At 56.3% G+C, this 18,455-nt stretch carries 15 protein-coding genes; 6 read left to right on the top strand and 9 right to left on the bottom strand.

All coding sequences use genetic code 11. From position 1 onward, the window contains the following. The first annotated feature begins 76 nt into the window (after nucleotides 1-76). Genes lptD through apaH form a run of 6 tightly spaced genes read left to right on the top strand, consistent with a single transcriptional unit; the run spans nucleotide 77 to nucleotide 6,803 of the window. Nucleotides 77-2,425 (top strand): LPS assembly protein LptD, encoded by a 2,349-nt coding sequence (gene lptD / locus OVA10_RS21040; protein ID WP_181827324.1) that lies wholly within the window; start codon nucleotides 77-79, stop codon nucleotides 2,423-2,425. Between the two features lie 53 nt (nucleotides 2,426-2,478). Then, nucleotides 2,479-3,765, top strand: coding sequence for a peptidylprolyl isomerase SurA (surA, locus tag OVA10_RS21045; RefSeq protein WP_100777671.1), 1,287 nt, complete (start codon nucleotides 2,479-2,481; stop codon nucleotides 3,763-3,765). Beyond that, on the top strand, nucleotides 3,765-4,751 hold the full coding sequence (gene pdxA, locus OVA10_RS21050; protein WP_123429503.1) for a 4-hydroxythreonine-4-phosphate dehydrogenase PdxA: 987 nt from the start codon (nucleotides 3,765-3,767) through the stop codon (nucleotides 4,749-4,751). The genes surA and pdxA overlap by 1 nt, the downstream gene beginning before the upstream one ends. Continuing rightward, a complete protein-coding gene (gene rsmA / locus OVA10_RS21055) occupies nucleotides 4,748-5,569 on the top strand; it encodes a 16S rRNA (adenine(1518)-N(6)/adenine(1519)-N(6))-dimethyltransferase RsmA (RefSeq protein ID WP_100777673.1) in 822 nt (273 codons plus the stop codon). The genes pdxA and rsmA overlap by 4 nt, the downstream gene beginning before the upstream one ends. Before the next feature lie 3 nt (nucleotides 5,570-5,572). Then, nucleotides 5,573-5,950: a Co2+/Mg2+ efflux protein ApaG gene (gene apaG / locus OVA10_RS21060; protein WP_100777674.1), complete on the top strand. Its 378-nt coding sequence runs from the start codon at nucleotides 5,573-5,575 to the stop codon at nucleotides 5,948-5,950. 4 nt (nucleotides 5,951-5,954) lie between these two features. Beyond that, nucleotides 5,955-6,803: a bis(5'-nucleosyl)-tetraphosphatase (symmetrical) ApaH gene (gene apaH / locus OVA10_RS21065; protein WP_100777675.1), complete on the top strand. Its 849-nt coding sequence runs from the start codon at nucleotides 5,955-5,957 to the stop codon at nucleotides 6,801-6,803. A 91-nt stretch (nucleotides 6,804-6,894) separates the two neighbouring features. Here apaH and folA read toward each other — a convergent pair whose 3' ends face one another. The 9 genes from folA to carB form a co-directional block, all read right to left on the bottom strand. Continuing rightward, on the bottom strand, nucleotides 6,895-7,374 hold the full coding sequence (gene folA / locus OVA10_RS21070; RefSeq protein WP_100777676.1) for a type 3 dihydrofolate reductase: 480 nt from the start codon (nucleotides 7,372-7,374) through the stop codon (nucleotides 6,895-6,897). Between the two features lie 114 nt (nucleotides 7,375-7,488). Then, nucleotides 7,489-9,354 (bottom strand): glutathione-regulated potassium-efflux system protein KefC, encoded by a 1,866-nt coding sequence (gene kefC, locus OVA10_RS21075; protein WP_123429505.1) that lies wholly within the window; start codon nucleotides 9,352-9,354, stop codon nucleotides 7,489-7,491. After that, entirely contained in the window at nucleotides 9,347-9,877 is a 531-nt protein-coding gene (kefF, locus tag OVA10_RS21080; RefSeq protein ID WP_100777679.1) for a glutathione-regulated potassium-efflux system oxidoreductase KefF, read from the bottom strand. The genes kefC and kefF overlap by 8 nt, the downstream gene beginning before the upstream one ends. 96 nt (nucleotides 9,878-9,973) lie before the next feature. Further along, nucleotides 9,974-10,825 carry a 4Fe-4S binding protein gene (locus OVA10_RS21085; RefSeq protein ID WP_268196738.1) on the bottom strand — a complete coding sequence of 284 codons (852 nt, stop codon included), beginning with the start codon at nucleotides 10,823-10,825 and terminating at the stop codon, nucleotides 9,974-9,976. After that, nucleotides 10,825-11,649, bottom strand: a complete 825-nt coding sequence (locus OVA10_RS21090) for a dimethyl sulfoxide reductase anchor subunit family protein (RefSeq protein WP_268196739.1) — start codon at nucleotides 11,647-11,649, stop codon at nucleotides 10,825-10,827. The genes OVA10_RS21085 and OVA10_RS21090 overlap by 1 nt, the downstream gene beginning before the upstream one ends. Then, nucleotides 11,642-12,271: a DMSO/selenate family reductase complex B subunit gene (locus tag OVA10_RS21095; protein ID WP_268196740.1), complete on the bottom strand. Its 630-nt coding sequence runs from the start codon at nucleotides 12,269-12,271 to the stop codon at nucleotides 11,642-11,644. The genes OVA10_RS21090 and OVA10_RS21095 overlap by 8 nt, the downstream gene beginning before the upstream one ends. Next, complete coding sequence (locus tag OVA10_RS21100; RefSeq protein ID WP_268196741.1) at nucleotides 12,258-14,654, bottom strand: DMSO/selenate family reductase complex A subunit; 2,397 nt, start codon at nucleotides 14,652-14,654, stop codon at nucleotides 12,258-12,260. The genes OVA10_RS21095 and OVA10_RS21100 overlap by 14 nt, the downstream gene beginning before the upstream one ends. A 119-nt stretch (nucleotides 14,655-14,773) precedes the next feature. After that, the gene (locus OVA10_RS21105) at nucleotides 14,774-15,007 is read right to left on the bottom strand and encodes a YgdI/YgdR family lipoprotein (protein ID WP_100777684.1); all 234 of its coding nucleotides are present in this window, start codon (nucleotides 15,005-15,007) and stop codon (nucleotides 14,774-14,776) included. Between the two features lie 208 nt (nucleotides 15,008-15,215). Continuing rightward, a complete protein-coding gene (carB, locus tag OVA10_RS21110) occupies nucleotides 15,216-18,440 on the bottom strand; it encodes a carbamoyl-phosphate synthase large subunit (protein ID WP_100777685.1) in 3,225 nt (1,074 codons plus the stop codon). Nucleotides 18,441-18,455 lie beyond the last annotated feature (15 nt).

Consider the following 18,455-nt stretch of genomic DNA (forward strand, 5'->3'; position numbering starts at 1 on the left):
ACTGCGCAGATGAGTAAGATAGTCTCTGAGCGTTTGTAAGCCGTAGCCACTGATGACGGAACACTAAATATAACGTATGAAAAAACGTATCCCCACCCTCCTGGCCACCATGATCGCCGCCGCTCTGTACAGTCAACAGGGCATGGCTGCCGATCTCGCCTCACAGTGTAAGCTTGGCATCCCAAGCTATGATCGCCCATTGGTGCAGGGTGATACCAATAGCTTGCCCGTCACGATTAATGCCGACCATGCCGGTGGCAATTATCCGGATAACGCGACATTTACGGGCAATGTCGATATTAATCAGGGCAACAGCCGTCTGCGGGCGGACGAAGTCCAGCTGCATCAAAAGCAGCCTGAGGGCGCGGCAGAGCCGGTTCGCACAGTCGATGCTCTGGGCAATGTGCACTATGACGACAATCAGGTCATCCTGAAAGGTCCGAAAGGCTGGGCAAACCTGAATACCAAAGATACCAATGTCTGGGAAGGTGATTACCAGATGGTGGGTCGCCAGGGACGCGGTAAAGCAGACCTGATGAAACAGCGCGGTGAAAACCGCTACACCATTCTGGAGAATGGCTCCTTCACCTCTTGTCTTCCAGGTTCTGACACCTGGAGCGTCGTCGGTAGCGAAGTGATCCACGACCGCGAAGAGCAGGTGGCGGAAATCTGGAATGCGCGCTTTAAACTCGGCCCGGTGCCGGTGTTTTATAGCCCCTACTTGCAGTTGCCGGTCGGCGATAAGCGTCGTTCAGGTTTCCTGATCCCGAACGCCAAGTACAGCACCACGAACTATTTTGAGTTCTACCTGCCGTACTACTGGAACATCGCGCCGAACATGGACGCCACGATTACGCCGCACTATATCCATAAGCGCGGCAATATCATGTGGGAAAACGAGTTCCGTTACCTGACCAAAGCGGGTACAGGTCTGATGGAGCTGGATTACTTGCCATCGGATAAAGTGTTTAACGATGAGCACCCGACAGAGGGCGATCGTCACCGCTGGTTATACTACTGGCAGCATGCCGGTGTGATGGATCAGGTCTGGCGTTTCAACGTCGACTACACCAAAGTCAGCGATCCTTATTACTTTAACGATTTCGATTCCAAGTACGGCTCAAGTACCGATGGCTACGCGACGCAGAAATTCAGCGTCGGTTACGCGAATCAGAACTTCAACGCCACGGTTTCTACCAAGAAGTTCCAGGTCTTTAGCTCTCAGACAGCCAGTACCTATGGCGCTGAGCCACAGCTGGACGTGAACTGGACGCAGAATGACGTCGGTCCGTTTGATACCCGCGTTTATGCTCAGGCCGTACACTTCGTGAATACCAATTCCGATATGCCGGAAGCGACCCGTGTCCACCTTGAGCCGACCATTAATCTGCCGCTCTCTAACGACTGGGCTAGCCTCAATACCGAAGCCAAGATGATGGCTACCCACTATCAGCAGAAGAATCTGGACTGGTACAACAATCGCTACAACACCGATCTCGAAGAGTCCGTTAACCGTGTGCTGCCACAGTTCAAAATGGACGGTAAGCTGATTTTCGAACGTGATATGAACCTGGCGAACGGCTATACCCAAACGCTGGAACCGCGCATGCAGTACCTGTATGTGCCGTATCGCGATCAGAGCAAAATCCAGAACTACGACTCCTCTTTCCTCCAGTCCGACTACAGCGGTCTGTTCCGCGATCGTACCTATGGCGGACTTGACCGTATTGCTTCCGCGAACCAGGTGACAACCGGCGTCACGACTCGCGTATATGATGACGCTGCGGTTGAACGTTTTAACGTTTCTGTTGGTCAAATCTACTACTTCACTGAAGCACGTACCGGTGATGACGACATTAACTGGGAGAAAGACAATAAAACGGGTGCCCTGGTATGGGCTGGTGATACCTACTGGCGCATGACCGATCGTTGGGGTCTGCGCGGTGGCCTGCAGTACGATACACGTCTGGATAACGTCGCCACCAGCAGCGCAAGCGTTGAGTATCGTCGTGATGAAGACCGGATGGTGCAGTTGACTTACCGTTACGCCAGCCCGGAATATATTCAGGCGACGCTGCCAAACTACGCCAACGTCGAACAGTATAAAGACGGTATTTCGCAGGTGGGTGGTGCCGCAAGTTGGCCGATCGCCGATCGCTGGTCCATTGTGGGCGCCTACTACTTTGACACGAACACCAGCAAGCCTGCGGATCAGATGGTTGGCTTGCAATACAACTCCTGCTGTTATGCGCTTCGCGTAGGCTACGAGCGCAAACTTAACGGCTGGAATACCGACAATAATCAGAGCAAATACGATAACGTCATTGGCTTCAATGTCGAATTGCGCGGCCTGAGTTCCAACTACGGCCTGGGCACGCAGCAGATGCTGCGCTCGAACATTCTGCCATATCGTAGTTCCTTGTAATGTGCTTGATTTACAACGCCATCCGCTTTGCGGTTAATTGAAATGGAAAAAGTATGAAGAACTGGAAAACGCTGCTGCTCGGTATCGCTATGGTTGCGAACACCAGCTTTGCCGCGCCACAGGTTGTTGACAAAGTCGCCGCCGTGGTGAACAACGGTGTAGTACTTGAAAGCGACGTAAATGGCTTAATGCAATCTGTGAAGCTCAATTCGGGTGAAGCAGGTCAGCAACTTCCAGATGACGCGACGCTGCGTCATCAGATCCTCGAGCGTTTGATCATGGATCAGATCGTGCTGCAGATGGGTCAGAAAATGGGTGTGAAGGTGACCGATCAGCAGCTCGATGAAGCGATCGCCAACATTTCTAAGCAAAACAACATGACCCTCGATCAGATGCGCAGCCGTCTGGCCTACGATGGGATCAGCTATGCGACCTACCGCAACCAGATCCGCAAAGAGATGCTGATCTCCGAAGTGCGCAACAACGAAGTGCGTCGCCGCGTATCGATCCTGCCGCAGGAAGTGGATCAGCTGGCGAAGCAGGTGGGCAACCAGAACGATGCCAGCACTGAGCTGAACTTGAGCCACATTCTGATTCCACTGCCGGAAAACCCGACTTCCGATCAGGCTGCTGAAGCGGAAAGCCAGGCACGTTCTATCGTGGATCAGGCGCGTAACGGCGGTGACTTCGGCAAACTGGCGATCAGCTACTCCGCTGACCAGCAGGCGCTGAAAGGCGGCCAGATGGGCTGGGGTCGTATTCAGGAGCTGCCGTCTATTTTTGCGCAGGCGCTGAGCACTGCGAAGAAAGGCGATGTCATCGGTCCTATCCGCTCCGGTGTCGGCTTCCATATTCTGAAAGTGAACGATATGCGCGGTCAGAGCCAGAGTATTTCCGTAACGGAAGTGCATGCTCGCCACATCCTGCTTAAGCCGTCACCGATTATGACCGACGACCAGGCGCGCGTGAAACTGGAGCAGATTGCTGCCGATATTAAGAGCGGTAAAACCTCCTTCGCCAATGCGGCGAAAGAGTTCTCTCAGGATCCTGGTTCTGCGAATCAGGGCGGCGATCTGGGCTGGGCGGCTGCGGATATCTACGATCCTGCCTTCCGCGATGCGCTGATGAAGCTGAACAAAGGCCAGATGAGCGCCCCGGTTCACTCCTCCTTCGGCTGGCACTTAATCGAACTGATGGATACTCGCAACGTGGATAAAACCGACGCGGCCCAGAAAGACAGAGCCTACCGTATGCTGTTCAACCGTAAATTCTCTGAAGAAGCGGCGACCTGGATGCAGGAACAACGCGCCAGCGCTTACGTGAAAATACTGAGCAACTAATGAAACAACATCGTGTTGTTATCACTCCCGGCGAACCCGCCGGGATTGGTCCTGACCTCGTCGTCCAGCTTGCACAACAGAGCTGGCCGGTGGAACTGGTCGTCTGTGCTGATGCAACACTGTTAAAAGACCGGGCTGAATGGCTCGGTCTGCCTTTAACGCTCCTGCCTTACGACGCCAGCCAAACGCCTGTTCCACAGCAGGCGGGTACCTTAACGCTTCTCCCTGTTGCTCTTCGTGCCCCTGCGCAGCCAGGCCTGCTCAACACCGAAAACGGGCACTACGTTGTCGATACGCTGGCGCGCGCCTGTGATGGTTGCCTGAGCGGTGAATTTGCCGCGCTGATTACCGGTCCGGTACATAAGGGCGTGATTAACGATGCGGGTGTGCCGTTTACTGGCCACACGGAATTCTTTGAAGCGCGCTCCCACAGCGACAACGTGGTCATGATGCTGGCGACGGAGGAACTGCGCGTCGCGCTGGTGACGACCCATTTGCCGCTGAAAGCCATTGCAGAGGCGATCACGCCTGCTCTGCTGCGCGACATCATCACCATATTGCATCACGATCTGCAAACCAAATTCGGTATCAAAGCGCCGCATATTCTGGTCTGCGGGCTGAATCCCCACGCGGGTGAAGGCGGGCATATGGGCACGGAAGAGATCGAAACCATCATTCCGGTGCTGGAAGAGATGCGCGCCAAAGGGATGAATCTCAGCGGGCCGCTGCCGGCTGATACCCTTTTCCAGGCTAAATATCTTGATAGTGCGGATGCTGTGCTCGCGATGTACCACGATCAGGGCCTGCCCGTGCTAAAATACCAGGGATTTGGCCGCGCCGTGAACATCACGCTCGGTTTACCCTTTATTCGAACGTCCGTTGACCACGGTACTGCGCTGGATCTGGCAGGAAAAGGCAAAGCGGATGTCGGCAGTTTTATTACGGCGCTTAATCTCGCCATCAAAATGATTGTTAATACTCAATGAATACTAGAGTCCATCAGGGCCACTTAGCCCGCAAACGCTTCGGGCAAAACTTCCTTAACGATCAATTCGTTATTGAAAGCATCGTTTCCGCTATTAATCCACAAAAAGGCCAGGCGATGGTCGAAATCGGTCCGGGCCTTGCCGCGCTGACCGAGCCGGTGGGTGAACGCCTCGACGAAATGACGGTTATCGAGCTGGACCGCGATCTGGCGGCCCGTCTGCAAACGCATCCGTTCCTCGGTCCTAAGCTGACGATTTACCAGCAGGACGCCATGACCATGAACTTCGCCGAGCTCTCCGAGAAGCTGGGCCAGCCGCTGCGCGTGTTCGGTAACCTGCCGTATAACATCTCTACGCCGCTGATGTTCCATCTGTTTAGCTATACTGATGCCATTGCAGACATGCACTTCATGCTGCAAAAAGAGGTCGTCAACCGACTGGTTGCAGGGCCGAACAGTAAAGCGTATGGTCGATTAAGCGTTATGGCGCAATACTATTGCCAGATAATCCCGGTACTCGAAGTGCCACCGACCGCCTTTACCCCGGCGCCAAAAGTGGAATCTGCGGTAGTGCGTCTGGTCCCCCATGCCGTGATGCCGTACCCGGTCAAAGAGCTGCGCGTACTGAGCCGCATCACCACGGAGGCCTTTAACCAGCGCCGTAAAACGATTCGCAACAGCCTGGGTAACTCGTTTACCGTTGAGGTGTTGACCGAATTAGGTATCGATCCGGCAATGCGTGCGGAAAATATTTCCGTTGAGCAGTACTGTAAGTTGGCTAATTACATCAGCGACAACGCACCGCCAAAGGAGAGCTAAGCCATGATTGATTCGCCCCGCGTATGTGTTCAGGTGCAAAGCGTTTACGTCGAGTCTCAGTCCACACCGGACGACGAGCGTTTTGTTTTTGCTTACACCGTAACCATTCGCAATCTGGGGCGGATGCCTGTGCAACTGCTCGGGCGCTACTGGCTTATCACCAACGGCAATGGCCGTGAAATTGAAGTCCAGGGTGAAGGTGTGGTGGGAGAACAACCTCACATCGCCCCTGGCGAAGAGTATCAGTACACCAGCGGTGCCGTCATAGAGACACCGATGGGCACCATGCAAGGCCATTATGAAATGGTCGATCCAGACGGCAATACCTTCCGTATTGCCGTGCCTGTTTTCCGTCTCGCCGTTCCTACATTCATTCACTAAAAAAATGTCTACATATCTCATTGGCGACGTTCACGGTTGCTACGATGAACTGATCGCATTGCTAAAACAGGTCGATTTTACGCCTGGACAAGACACCCTCTGGTTGACGGGCGATTTAGTGGCGCGCGGCCCTGGGTCGCTGGATGTCTTACGCTTCGTCAAATCGCTGGGCGACAGCGTGCGTGTGGTGCTGGGCAATCACGATCTGCATCTGCTGGCGGTGTTTGCCGGAATCAGCCGCAACAAGCCTAAAGACCGCATCACGCCGCTGCTTGAAGCACCCGATGCCGACGAGCTGCTCAACTGGCTGCGTCGCCAGCCTTTGCTGCAGGTCGACGAAGAGAAAAAACTGGTTATGGCCCATGCCGGGATCACCCCGCAGTGGGATCTGCAGACCGCCAAAGAGTGCGCGCGCGACGTAGAAGCGGTGCTGGCGAGCGACTCCTATCCGTTCTTCCTCGACGCGATGTATGGTGATATGCCAAACAACTGGAGCCCGGAGTTAAGCGGTCTGGCGCGCCTGCGCTTCGTGACCAATGCCTTTACCCGCATGCGCTACTGCTTCCCGAACGGTCAGCTGGATATGTACTGCAAAGACACGCCGGAAAACGCCCCTGCGCCTCTAAAACCCTGGTTTGCCATTCCTGGCCCGGTGACGGATGAGTACAGCGTTGTGTTTGGCCACTGGGCATCGCTGGAAGGCAAAGGCACGCCGGAGAACATTTACGGGCTGGATACAGGATGCTGCTGGGGCGGAGATTTAACCTGCCTGCGCTGGGAAGATAAGCACTATTTTGTGCAGCCGTCGAACCGGCATCTGGAGCTAGGGGATGGCGAGGCGGTTGCCTCCTGATATTAATGCCGGATAGTGGCGGCTTTGCCTTATCCGGCTTATGTTCAGGTCGTAAAACCCCGGTCAGCGAAGCGCCACCGGGGAATAAGACTTAACGACGTTCTAAAACTTCGAAGCAGTAGCTGTGCGAGTTCTGCGCATCAGCGTCGTGGAATTCGCTGAAGACAGATTCCCACTCGTCAGGATCGTAGTCAGGGAAATGCGTATCCCCTTCCACTTCTGCGTCAATGTGGGTCAGGTAGAGCTTCTGTGCTTTTGGCAGGAACTGCTCGTAAACACGCCCCCCACCAATCACCATAATCTCTTCCGCATCGCCACAGGCGGCAATCGCGTCGTCGACGGATTTTACCCATTCAACGCGATCGTCCGTGCCCGGCTGGCTACTGATGACGATGTTTTTACGACCCGGTAGCGGGCGACCGATTGACTCCCAGGTCAGGCGGCCCATCACTACCGGCTTGTTTAGCGTGGTGCGTTTAAACCATGCCAGATCGGCAGGCAGGTTCCACGGCATGGCGTTTTCCATACCGATAACGCGGTCTACCGCCAGCGCTGCAATCAGACTGATCATTGAAAATTTCCCGGATGCAAAAAATTGCCGCCACTATACGGAAAGCTTAATCTTTCGTCGACTGGCGGCAGAGTAAAGAACGGGAAATATTTCAATATTGCTGGCAACTCCTCTTCACGCGACAGGTTTACTCTCTGGCTCATCCTTCGGATCGCCAGTATGTTTACCCTCTTCCGTGCCTTGCCAACCGTGACGCTGGGTCAACGACAGATGATTGCGGTCTTCGTTGATGATCTCGGTCAGCATCGCGCTGGTGCGTTTCACGGCGGCGGCGCGGGACGTAGAATCATCATCGGCCATCTCAACCATCTCTTCGACCATATCGGTGTTAAAACGACGGAACAGATCGGCGCGCTCACGCGCCTCATAGGCGCCAAGCCCCAAACCTTCCAGCGCCATACGCCCGGATTTTAGCGCCCCTTCGAATGTTTCACGCTCGGGCGCGTCCACCCCTGCCTGACGCAGCTTGATGTAATGGTCCACGTCGCGCGCCCGGGAGATGATTTTCAGGTTCGGGAAATGCTCCATGGCCAGTTCAGCTAACTGCAGGCTGGCCTGCGGATCGTCAATCGCATTGATCAGCACTTCGGCTTTCGCCGCTCCGGCGGACTCCAGCAGATCGACACGTGTCGCATCGCCGTAGAAGACCTTCATACCGAATTTACGCAGGGTTTCGATATGGTCGGGATCGTGATCCAGAATGACCATTTTCACGCCGCTGGAGAGCAGCAAACGGCCGGCGATCTGCCCGAAGCGGCCAAACCCGGCGATGATCACCCGCGGCTGCTCTTCGTCAATCTCATCGGCTTCGCGATCCTGCCCGCTGCCTGATTGTTCAAGACGCGTCAGGAGCACCAGCAGAATCGGCGTGGCGGCCATCGACAGCGCCACTGCCAGCGTCAGCGCTTTCGCCCACTCCGTATCCAGCACGTTCGCCATCTGCGCCGCGCCAAACACCACGAAGGCGAACTCGCTCCCCTGCCCCAGCAGCACGGCAAACCAGCGGCGCTGTTTATTCGGCACATTCAGCGGACGGGCGATCAGCCACAACATCCCCATTTTGATCACCAGGAAACCGGCCAGCAGAATGAGAATGCGCAGCGGGTGCGTCACCAGCGTCCCAAAGTCGATAGACATCCCGACGCCGATGAAAAACAGCCCCAGCAGCAGGCCCTTGAAGGGTTCGATATCGCTTTCAAGCGCATGCCGGTATTCGGAGCTGGCCAGCAGCACACCCGCCAGGAAAGCGCCCATCGCCATCGACAGACCGGCCTCCTCAAGCAGCAAACCAAAACCGAAGACCAGGAACAGCGCCACGGCGCTGAACACTTCGCGCAGGCCGGAGCGAGCCACAAAGCGCAGCAGCGGACGGGTCACATAGCGCCCTAACAAAATCACCAGCGCCAGCGCGCCCGCCACCTTCAGCGCCGACAGGGCAAAAGCCCCCAGCGTGGTGGATGATCCGCTCGCCGCCAGCAGTGGGATCATTGCCACCAGCGGAATGGCGGCAATATCCTGGAACAGTAAAACGGAAAACGTGCTGCGCCCCATCTGGGAAACCGTCAGGTTACGCTCATTCATCGCCTGCATGGCAATCGCCGTCGAGGAGAGCGCAAGGGTCATCCCGATAAGCTCGGCCACCTTCCAGTCCATCCCGAGCAGCATACAGAAGCCGCCCAGTAGTGCGCCGCAGGCGATCATCTGCAGTGCGCCACCGCCAAATACCGAGGCGCGCAGTTTCCACAGACGCTGCGGATCGAGTTCCAGACCAATGACAAACAGCATCAGCACTACGCCGATCTCAGCGAAGTGCAAAATGGACTCAGCGTCCGTGACCAGCCCCAGCCCCCACGGGCCGATGGCGCAACCGGCAATCAAATAGCCGAGAACCGATCCCAGCCCCAGACGCACGGCAACCGGAACAATCAGCGCAGCGGCCCCCAGGTAGATCAGCGCCTGTATTAGCGTATGGCTATCCATGGTGGTGCTCCTGCCAGTCGAGTAAACGTTGTTTATAGTGACGCGCCTGCGCCTGTAGTGTTTCGTCGTCACAGACAAAGGTGCAGTGCATGGCGAAAGGCGGCAGCCACTGCAATCCGCAGTAGATTGCCGTCGCCTGCAGCGGCTGAGACAGCACCTCAAACCCTGGATGTTCGCCGATTTCGAAATGGCTTTCACCGCCGCCGGTGGTAACGGCCCACATCAGGCTTTTACCTTTTAGCGCGTGGCCGTTGTGCCCGTACGCCCAGCCGTGGGAGAAGACTTTGTCGATCCACAGTTTGAGCAGCGGCGGCGTGCTGTACCACTGCATGGGATGCTGCCAGACGATAAGATCCGCGCGGGAGATGGCCTCCTGTTCGGCGGCGATATCGATGTTGAAGTCGGGATAGAGTTGATAGAGGGAGCGTATCTCAACGCCGTCGATTTCCCTGGCTTGTTCAAGCATCCGCTTATTCGCGTGCGAGTGCTGCGGATAAGGATGCGCATAAATTATCAGAATCATTCGGAGCTCTTAACGAGAGGAACATCTGATCAAGCATATCCCATTGGCGGTAAAACAAAAACGAGATACATAAGCCCGGTTAATATGACAGAGACGTCACCGCATCCCGTGATGATGCTGACGGCAAATCGGACACAGCGACGCCTGCGGGTGCCAGGCATAAAATGGGCGGGAGCACGCCGGGCATGACGTCTCAAACAGAGCGTGAACGACAGGATCCGCTCTCCCCGTCGCAGGCGCTATGGAAATGGCATCGACAGGACAGACCGCCTCGCACGCTTTACAGCCGTGACACAGCCGGGCATCGAGGGTAAAGGAACCCGCCTTGAGCACGACGGCTTTTGGGGAACAGACCCGGCTGCACGCCGCGCAGGCCACACACGTTTCAGTGTCGAGGTGCAGCGTAAACTGATGATACTGCGGAAATGCCTTTGACAGCGGCTCCACCGCGACCGAAACGCCCTTCTCCAGACCAGACAAACGGCGGCGTCCACGATTGAGGGACGCGAGCTGAGGCGGATAAATTTGCCAGGTTGGCTCATCCAGCTCGCGCAGTTTTAAATTGAGCGCCGCGATAGCAACGCCCCAGTGAGGATGTTCATCCAGATCGATTTCGACGCCACGAATATGATGCTGGACATGCCACAGCAACAGTTCATTGATTTCAGGTGCAATGGATGTGAAAGGTGCGATTAAGCGTTGCGCGCTGAGGTGTCTTCGGGGCGGCTCCAGGTGCGCAATGGCCTCCACGGGGCAGACAAACAGACAGCGCCCACAGCCCAGGCAAAGATCTTGGTTCAGCGCCGCGCTCTCTCCGGTGATACTCAGCGCACCTGCGGGACAGGTGTCAACGCAGGCACGGCAGGTTGCACGTCGAAGCGAGCGGCGTAAACATGACTCGCCCACCGCAGGAGGCGGTGGGGAGTCAGCGAAAGCAAAACGAAACATCAGTGAATGCTAAAGAACGCAAAGCGCAGCAGGACTTCTGCTACCAGCAGTAACACGCCCCCTACATACAGCCACACCTGGCGCCGGCCAAGTGCGCCATATGCAAAGGCCAGCATGCCGACGACAGAAAGGCTCCAGCCCCATAAACGCAGCTGTGCGGTTGCCTGAAACGCCTCCAGCGGCTGATGCGGGAACGTCAACGCGTCAGTCAGTCCGGCTCCGGCCAGCCAGGACAGGTAAGGCATTTGCACCAGCAACCGAACCAGAACGGCGGCCACGACCAGCCCCATCATCCAGCGTGTCAGGGAGCTATTACCTAAAGGCAGCACCGCACTCGCCACCACCGCACCGACAATGACGACCGAGCCATAAAACATGACCAGGGTGTTAGCATGCATCCAGGTGATCACCGAAGTATGCATGTAGATTTGGCTCATGCAAAACACATCAACCAGCCCTGCCAGCAGCGCCAACGGCATCAGCGCTTTCCACAGCGCCCCGTTCATCAGCGAGGCCAAAAAACCCAATCCGGCGAGGGCCAGGAACAGGCTGGCAAATACGATTTCCCGGCTTAGCCACGAACTGCTGAAATGGCGCAGCGCATTGAAGGCGTTAAGCGGATACCCCAGATGGAATACCGATGCCAGCAGGCCAAGTCCGGCCATTACGCAGACGATAAAGACCGGCATACGTGTGCGTTCCGTTGGCATTCGTGCGGAATGACTCTGCGTTGTGCCAGCGCACAGGTTTAAGCTCACAAACAGCGTCAGCCCGACGGCCCCCTGCAGCAGCAGGGTAAACATTAATAGCGGCCACTCATGCATGAGGCTTCTCCTTTTTCTCCGCACCCTGATGCGCTTTGATCACCAGGTTTGGCTGCGTGATCGCCGAATCAGGCAATCCCTTCACATCGCAAAGGTCGCCATATTTTTGGCGTAATTCCTCAATCGGGCCAAACTGAATAGCCCCCAGCGGGCAGGTTGCAACGCAGATCGGCTGCTCGCCCTGAGCCTGCAGATCCACACAAAAATCGCACTTCGACATCTGTCCGGTCTGCTCATTCAGCTGCGGCGCGCCGTAAGGGCAGGACCATGCGCAGTATCCACAGCCCACGCATTTATCCGTGTTCACCCTGACAATGCCGTCGCCAGGCCGTTTGTGCATCGCGGTGGTTGGGCAATTTTTCGTACAGACAGGATCTGCGCAATGATTGCAGGAGATGGAGAGCGTATACGCGAAGACATTATTCTGCATGCCTCCCTGCCCCGTAGGCATAAACCCGCCGCCAGTCACTTCGTAAACCCGGCGAAAACGGCGCCCCACGTCCAGATTATTTTTATCTTTGCACGCGACCTGGCAGGCCTTGCAGCCGGAACAGCGTGAAGAATCGATAAAGAACCCGAGCTGCTTATCGCTCACGGGCGCAAAGTCCTTAAACTGACTCATGCTTCGCTACCTCCACCAGCATGGTTTGATGAGAATTCCCTTTCGCCAGCGCCGTAATTCGCGACGAGCTAAGTACGTTGGCACATCCGCCATGATCGATCCCTTGCGCATCGGGCTGCCACCAGGCACCAGCCTGCATAGCGACGACGCCTGGGATAATACGCGGCGTCACTTCCGCCTCTACCAGGCTCACGCCGCGTGCGTTATGAATGCGCACCTTGTCGCCTTGCACGATCCCGCGAGACTCAGCATCCCGTGGGTTAATCCACAGTTTTTGTGCCTGCACCTCCTGCAGCCAGGGGTTAGCGTACTGAGTTGAGTTCGCCCGGTTTTTGCCTTTCCAGGTGATGAGCTGCAAAGGGAACTGCTTCGCTAAAGGATCTTCCGGCCCTTCGTGCGCCGGCACATAGTGGGAAAGCGCCGGAATTTCCGGGTGCTGCATGTCATACAACCGCTTCGAAAAAATTTCGATCTTGCCGGACGGCGTCGGGAAAGGATGGTTATCCGGATCGCGGATGTTCTCCTCAAAGGCCACCCATGGGGCGCTCTTAAACAGATGACGGCGCTGGACCTGCAGTTGTTCAAAGGTCGGAAGATGTTCATCCGGCATCGACAGCCGGGTGTTTTCCCAGATGTGCTCGATCCACTGTTTCTCATCCCGGCCCTGACTGAACTCCGCTTCCACGCCAAGTTTTGCCGCTACTTCGCGCTGCCACTCATAGTCGCTACGGCGCTCAAACTCCGGATCGATGAGCTTTTCTGATAGCACCAGATAATTTGCCGTCCCCCAGGTTTCACCGATATTCCAGCGCTCCATAAAGCTGGTTTCTGGCAAAAGCAGGTCGGCATATTTCGCGCTGGGGCTCATGTAGAGATCGCTGACGACGATAAACTCGATTTTCGATTCGTCCTCAAGCACTTTCACCGTCTGGTTAACGTCCGGGTTTTGGTTCGCCAGATAGTTACCTGCCAGCGAGAACAGGATGCGGATGTTGCTGCTGAGTTTCTCGGCCCCTTTCAGGCCATCGTTCGGGCTGACTTTACTGGCATCTTCCGCCGCCTGGACCCAGTTCATGATCGAGATACTCTCTTTAACAGGGTTCTCCAGCGTTTCGGTGCCGGTGGTGAATTTTCGGTTGGCACATCCGCCGTAGCCCGCGGCCCAGCCGCCCATCACGCCGACATTGCCGGTCAGCGTGGCTAGCAGCGTGGAGCCTCTGGCGGTACGTTCACCGCAGTTATGTCGTTGCGGACCCCAGCCCTGAATCAGCGCCGCCGGTTTGGTGGTGGCGTAATCGCGCGCCAGCTGGCGAATCGTCTGCGCGGGAACGTGGGTGATTTTCTCGGCCCATTCGGGGGTCTTCACCACGCCGTCTTTTTTCCCCATCAGATAGGCCATCAGCGACTCATTCGCCGGAACGCCCTCTGGCATCGAATCCTCGTCAAAGCCAAGCGTGTGACGGGCGATAAAGTTTTTGTCGTGCAGATCCTCGCTGATGATGACGTACATCATCGCATCCATCAGCGCATTGTCGGTCGTCGGCAGCAGCGGGATCCACTCATCCGCCAGCGACGACGTGGTGTCAGAATAGCGGGGATCAACCACGATGAAGCGGGTGCCGTTTTGCTTCATCTGCTGGAAATAGTGGTTGGTGTGACCAAAAATCGTCTCGGTAGGGTTGTGCCCCCAGAGGATCACCAGCGGGGTGTCTTTCAGGGTATCGAGGGAGTTTCCGCTGGCCGCGATGCCGTAAGTGTACGGCGTGGCCGCCACGGTATTTCCGAGGCTGACGGAGTGGTAGTACGAGAGATACCCGCCGGTCAGATTCAGCAGGCGTTTCATCATCCCGTCGCCGGAAAACGCCCCGCCGCTGGTGGCGGTATTGTTATGCATAAACCGCGACGCCGGGCCATATTTCGCCGTGATCCGCGTGAGGTTATCCGCAATCATCGTCGTGGCTTCATCCCAGGAGATGCGCTCGAACTTCCCTTCCCCGCGCTTGCCCACGCGTTTCATCGGGTATTTGAGACGATCGGGATGATAGACGAATTTACGGTATCCACGACCACGCACGCAGGCGCGCATAATCGGCATATCAGGATCGAGTTCATTATCGGGGCGAGTGGTGATTCGCGTGACAACGCCCTCTGAAACATGAGCGCGAATATCACATTTTCCGCCGCAGTCGAAGGTGCTGCAGGTTGCAACCACTTTTTCCATCGACGGTGAGTCCGGCACGACGGCAGTCGTGTCTGCGACATCAGCGGAACGTGCAGTGCGGGATACAAAAGGAAGGGTCAGGAGTAAAGAACCCGATTTGAGGACGTTACGCCGTGAAATTTCTAAACCTTGCTTATCTGGTGCTTTTTGATGTTCTTCCATAATCACTCTCCATTTTTCAGAGCGTGATTCTCGCTTACCTCCTAAGGATTACGGTTGATATTCGTCAAGGATTAGATACAGCGGCGAGGCGCCGCTGTAAGAAAAAAAATGAATGAGAATTAGTTATCTAATTCACTCATGTTCTTAACCTGATCGCGGTTAATTTGCTCGGTTTTACCGGTTTGTGCATTTTTATAGGAAACCAGACCGGTGTCGTCATCGACCTGTGGTTTACCGTCGGTGACGATGGTTCTGCCATCCGTGGTTTCCACTGCCTGGTTAGATGAACAACCAGCAACGGTGAAGAGAGCTGCGGCAGCAAAAATTGAGGTGGCCAGAAGTTTATTTCGCATGGTGTTCTCCCTGCTTTTCAGTTGAATTTAATTATCGACCTAACCATTTTAGGCTAACTGACTGAAGAGAGATGGAAAACCAGAAGACTCTGAAGTGGAACAAAGAGGCGTTTGTTGTAGGCGGGTAAGCGAAACGCCACCCGCCAGAGGCTTGCGCGAACAAAAACGTGCCGGGTGGCAGCTTCGCCTTACCCGGCCTGCAATACTGTTACTTGTTAATCTGCGCGTGCATTTCCTGCACCGAAATCACTTTCTCGGTGGCATCCGCGTTCAGCGCCATGGCTGTCGCGAAACCGCCGTTCAGGGTGGTGTCGTAATGCACTTTGTACTGCAGCGCGCTGCGGCGAATCAGCTTGGAGTCTTCAATCGCCTGACGACCTGCGGTGGTGTTGATGATGTAGGTGTACTCGCCATTCTTGATACGGTCCTGAATGTGCGGACGACCTTCATGAACCTTGTTGACCAGACGCGGGTTGATACCAGCTTCACCCAGTACGATAGCCGTACCGTGGGTGGCATCCAGTTCAAAGCCCTGTTTCAGCAGTTTCGCTGCCAGGTCAACCACACGTTCTTTATCCCCTTCACGCACGGAGAGCAGCGCGCGGCCCTGCTTTCTCATGGTTGAGCTGCTGCCCAGTTGCGCTTTAGCGAAGGCTTCTGCGAAGGTGCGGCCTACGCCCATGACTTCACCGGTGGAGCGCATTTCTGGCCCTAACAGCGGGTCAACGCCCGGGAATTTGTTGAACGGCAGCACCACCTCTTTCACCGAGTAGTACGGTGGGATGATCTCTTTGGTGACGCCCTGCTGGGTCAGCGTCTGGCCCGCCATCACGCGCGCCGCCACTTTCGCCAGCGGGATACCGGTGGCTTTGGAGACGAACGGTACGGTACGTGCCGCACGCGGGTTAACTTCAATCAGATAGACTTCGTTGTCTTTCACCGCGAACTGGACGTTCATCAAACCGCGTACCTGCAGCTCGAAGGCCAGCTTCTGCACCTGCTGGCGCATCACATCCTGAATTTCCTGGCTCAGGGTGTAGGCTGGCAGAGAACATGCGGAGTCACCGGAGTGTACGCCTGCCTGTTCGATGTGCTCCATGATGCCACCAATCAGCACCATTTCGCCGTCGCAGATGGCATCCACGTCCACTTCTACCGCGTCGTCGAGGAAACGGTCGAGCAGCACTGGCGCATCGTTAGAGACGCTCACTGCCGTCTGGAAGTAGCGACGCAGGTCGGCTTCGTCGTAGACGATTTCCATCGCACGGCCGCCCAGCACGTAGGACGGGCGCACCACCAGCGGGTAGCCAATCTCTTTCGCCTTCTCAACCGCCATTTCAATCGCGGTCACAGTGGCGTTCGCCGGTTGTTTCAGCTTCAGACGGTCAACCGCCTGCTGGAAACGCTCGCGGTCTTCCGCGCGGTCAATCGCATCCGGGCTGGTGCCGATAACCGGCACGCCTGCTGCTTCCAGCGCACGCGCCAGTTTCAGCGGGGTCTGGCCGCCGTACTGCACGATAACGCCCTTCGGCTTCTCGATGCGCACGATTTCCAGCACGTCTTCCAGGGTCACCGGCTCGAAATAGAGGCGGTCAGAGGTGTCGTAGTCGGTCGATACGGTTTCCGGGTTACAGTTGACCATGATGGTCTCGTAACCGTCTTCACGCAGCGCCAGAGAGGCGTGTACGCAACAGTAGTCAAACTCGATGCCTTGGCCGATACGGTTTGGACCGCCGCCCAGCACCATAATTTTGTCGCGGTCTACGGACGGATTCGCTTCGCACTCGTCTTCATAAGTGGAGTACATGTAGGCGGTGTCAGTTGCGAACTCGGCGGCGCAGGTGTCCACGCGTTTGTAGACCGGGTGCAGGTTATACTGGTCACGCAGCTTGCGGATTTCGGATTCACGCACACCCGCCAGTTTAGCCAGACGGGCATCGGCAAAGCCTTTACGCTTCAGCATACGCAGGAAGTCCGCGTCGAGACCGGTGATACCCATCTCAGCCACTTTCTCTTCCAGTCGCACCAGCTCTTCAATTTGCACCAGGAACCAGCGGTCGATGTTGGTCAGGTTGAAGACGCCATCCACAGAGAGGCCCGCGCGGAACGCATCGGCGATGTACCAGATACGCTCAGCGCCTGCGTCTTTCAGTTCGCGACGAATTTTGGTCAGCGCTTCCGGGTCATCGAGGCTCACTTTCGGGTCGAAGCCCATTGCGCCCACTTCCAGGCCGCGCAGCGCTTTCTGCAGGGATTCCTGCTGAGTGCGGCCAATCGCCATCACTTCGCCGACGGATTTCATCTGGGTCGTCAGACGGTCGTTTGCGCCCGCGAATTTCTCGAAGTTAAAGCGAGGAATTTTGGTCACAACATAGTCGATAGACGGCTCAAACGACGCCGGAGTGCGGCCACCGGTGATGTCGTTCATCAGCTCGTCGAGGGTGTAACCTACCGCCAGTTTCGCCGCCACTTTCGCAATCGGGAAGCCGGTCGCTTTGGATGCCAGCGCCGAGGAGCGTGAAACGCGCGGGTTCATTTCGATAACAATCAGGCGACCGTTTTTCGGGTTCACGGAGAACTGCACGTTAGAACCGCCGGTTTCGACGCCGATTTCACGCAGTACCGCCATCGAGGCGTTACGCATGATTTGATACTCTTTATCGGTCAGCGTCTGGGCTGGCGCGACGGTGATGGAGTCACCGGTGTGGATGCCCATCGCATCGAAGTTTTCGATAGAGCAGACGATGATGCAGTTGTCGTTTTTATCACGCACCACTTCCATCTCGTACTCTTTCCAGCCAATCAGCGACTCATCAATCAGCAGCTCTTTGGTTGGGGACAGATCCAGACCGCGTTCGCAAATCTCTTCGAACTCTTCACGGTTGTAAGCGATACCGCCGCCGGTGCCGCCCATGGTGAAGGACGGACGGATGATGCACGGATAGCCCACGTCAGCGGCAACCGCCAGCGCTTCTTCCATGGTGTGTGCGATGCCGGAGCGCGCGGTGTCGAGGCCGATTTTTTTCATCGCCACGTCGAAACGGCGGCGGTCTTCGGCTTTATCAATCGCGTCGGCGGTGGCACCAATCATCGTCACACCGAATTCCGCCAGCACGCCCTGACGCTCCAGTTCCAGCGCGCAGTTCAGCGCGGTCTGGCCGCCCATGGTTGGCAGTACGGCGTCCGGACGCTCTTTTTCGATGATTTTGCGCACCACTTCCCAGTGAATCGGCTCGATGTAGGTCGCATCGGCCATTTCCGGGTCGGTCATGATGGTGGCTGGGTTAGAGTTCACCAGGATTACGCGGTAACCCTCTTCGCGCAGGGCTTTACACGCCTGTGCGCCGGAGTAGTCGAATTCGCAGGCCTGGCCGATGACAATCGGACCAGCGCCAAGGATCAGGATGCTTTTTATATCTGTACGTTTTGGCATGGTGTTCTCGGCTCC

Origin of the sequence: Lelliottia sp. SL45 (assembly GCF_026672535.1) — a bacterium.
GTDB lineage: Bacteria > Pseudomonadota > Gammaproteobacteria > Enterobacterales > Enterobacteriaceae > Enterobacter > Enterobacter nimipressuralis.

What these genes read in the sequence shown, in the direction of transcription:
- folA (WP_100777676.1), bottom strand. Translation starts at nt 7,374, where the DNA reads ATGATCAGTCTGATTGCAGCGCTGGCGGTAGACCGCGTTATCGGTATG.
- OVA10_RS21090 (WP_268196739.1), bottom strand. Translation starts at nt 11,649, where the DNA reads ATGCATGAGTGGCCGCTATTAATGTTTACCCTGCTGCTGCAGGGGGCC.
- surA (WP_100777671.1), top strand. Translation starts at nt 2,479, where the DNA reads ATGAAGAACTGGAAAACGCTGCTGCTCGGTATCGCTATGGTTGCGAAC.
- carB (WP_100777685.1), bottom strand. Translation starts at nt 18,440, where the DNA reads ATGCCAAAACGTACAGATATAAAAAGCATCCTGATCCTTGGCGCTGGT.
- apaH (WP_100777675.1), top strand. Translation starts at nt 5,955, where the DNA reads ATGTCTACATATCTCATTGGCGACGTTCACGGTTGCTACGATGAACTG.
- kefC (WP_123429505.1), bottom strand. Translation starts at nt 9,354, where the DNA reads ATGGATAGCCATACGCTAATACAGGCGCTGATCTACCTGGGGGCCGCT.
- kefF (WP_100777679.1), bottom strand. Translation starts at nt 9,877, where the DNA reads ATGATTCTGATAATTTATGCGCATCCTTATCCGCAGCACTCGCACGCG.
- rsmA (WP_100777673.1), top strand. Translation starts at nt 4,748, where the DNA reads ATGAATACTAGAGTCCATCAGGGCCACTTAGCCCGCAAACGCTTCGGG.
- lptD (WP_181827324.1), top strand. Translation starts at nt 77, where the DNA reads ATGAAAAAACGTATCCCCACCCTCCTGGCCACCATGATCGCCGCCGCT.
- apaG (WP_100777674.1), top strand. Translation starts at nt 5,573, where the DNA reads ATGATTGATTCGCCCCGCGTATGTGTTCAGGTGCAAAGCGTTTACGTC.
- OVA10_RS21085 (WP_268196738.1), bottom strand. Translation starts at nt 10,825, where the DNA reads ATGTTTCGTTTTGCTTTCGCTGACTCCCCACCGCCTCCTGCGGTGGGC.
- OVA10_RS21095 (WP_268196740.1), bottom strand. Translation starts at nt 12,271, where the DNA reads ATGAGTCAGTTTAAGGACTTTGCGCCCGTGAGCGATAAGCAGCTCGGG.
- OVA10_RS21100 (WP_268196741.1), bottom strand. Translation starts at nt 14,654, where the DNA reads ATGGAAGAACATCAAAAAGCACCAGATAAGCAAGGTTTAGAAATTTCA.
- OVA10_RS21105 (WP_100777684.1), bottom strand. Translation starts at nt 15,007, where the DNA reads ATGCGAAATAAACTTCTGGCCACCTCAATTTTTGCTGCCGCAGCTCTC.
- pdxA (WP_123429503.1), top strand. Translation starts at nt 3,765, where the DNA reads ATGAAACAACATCGTGTTGTTATCACTCCCGGCGAACCCGCCGGGATT.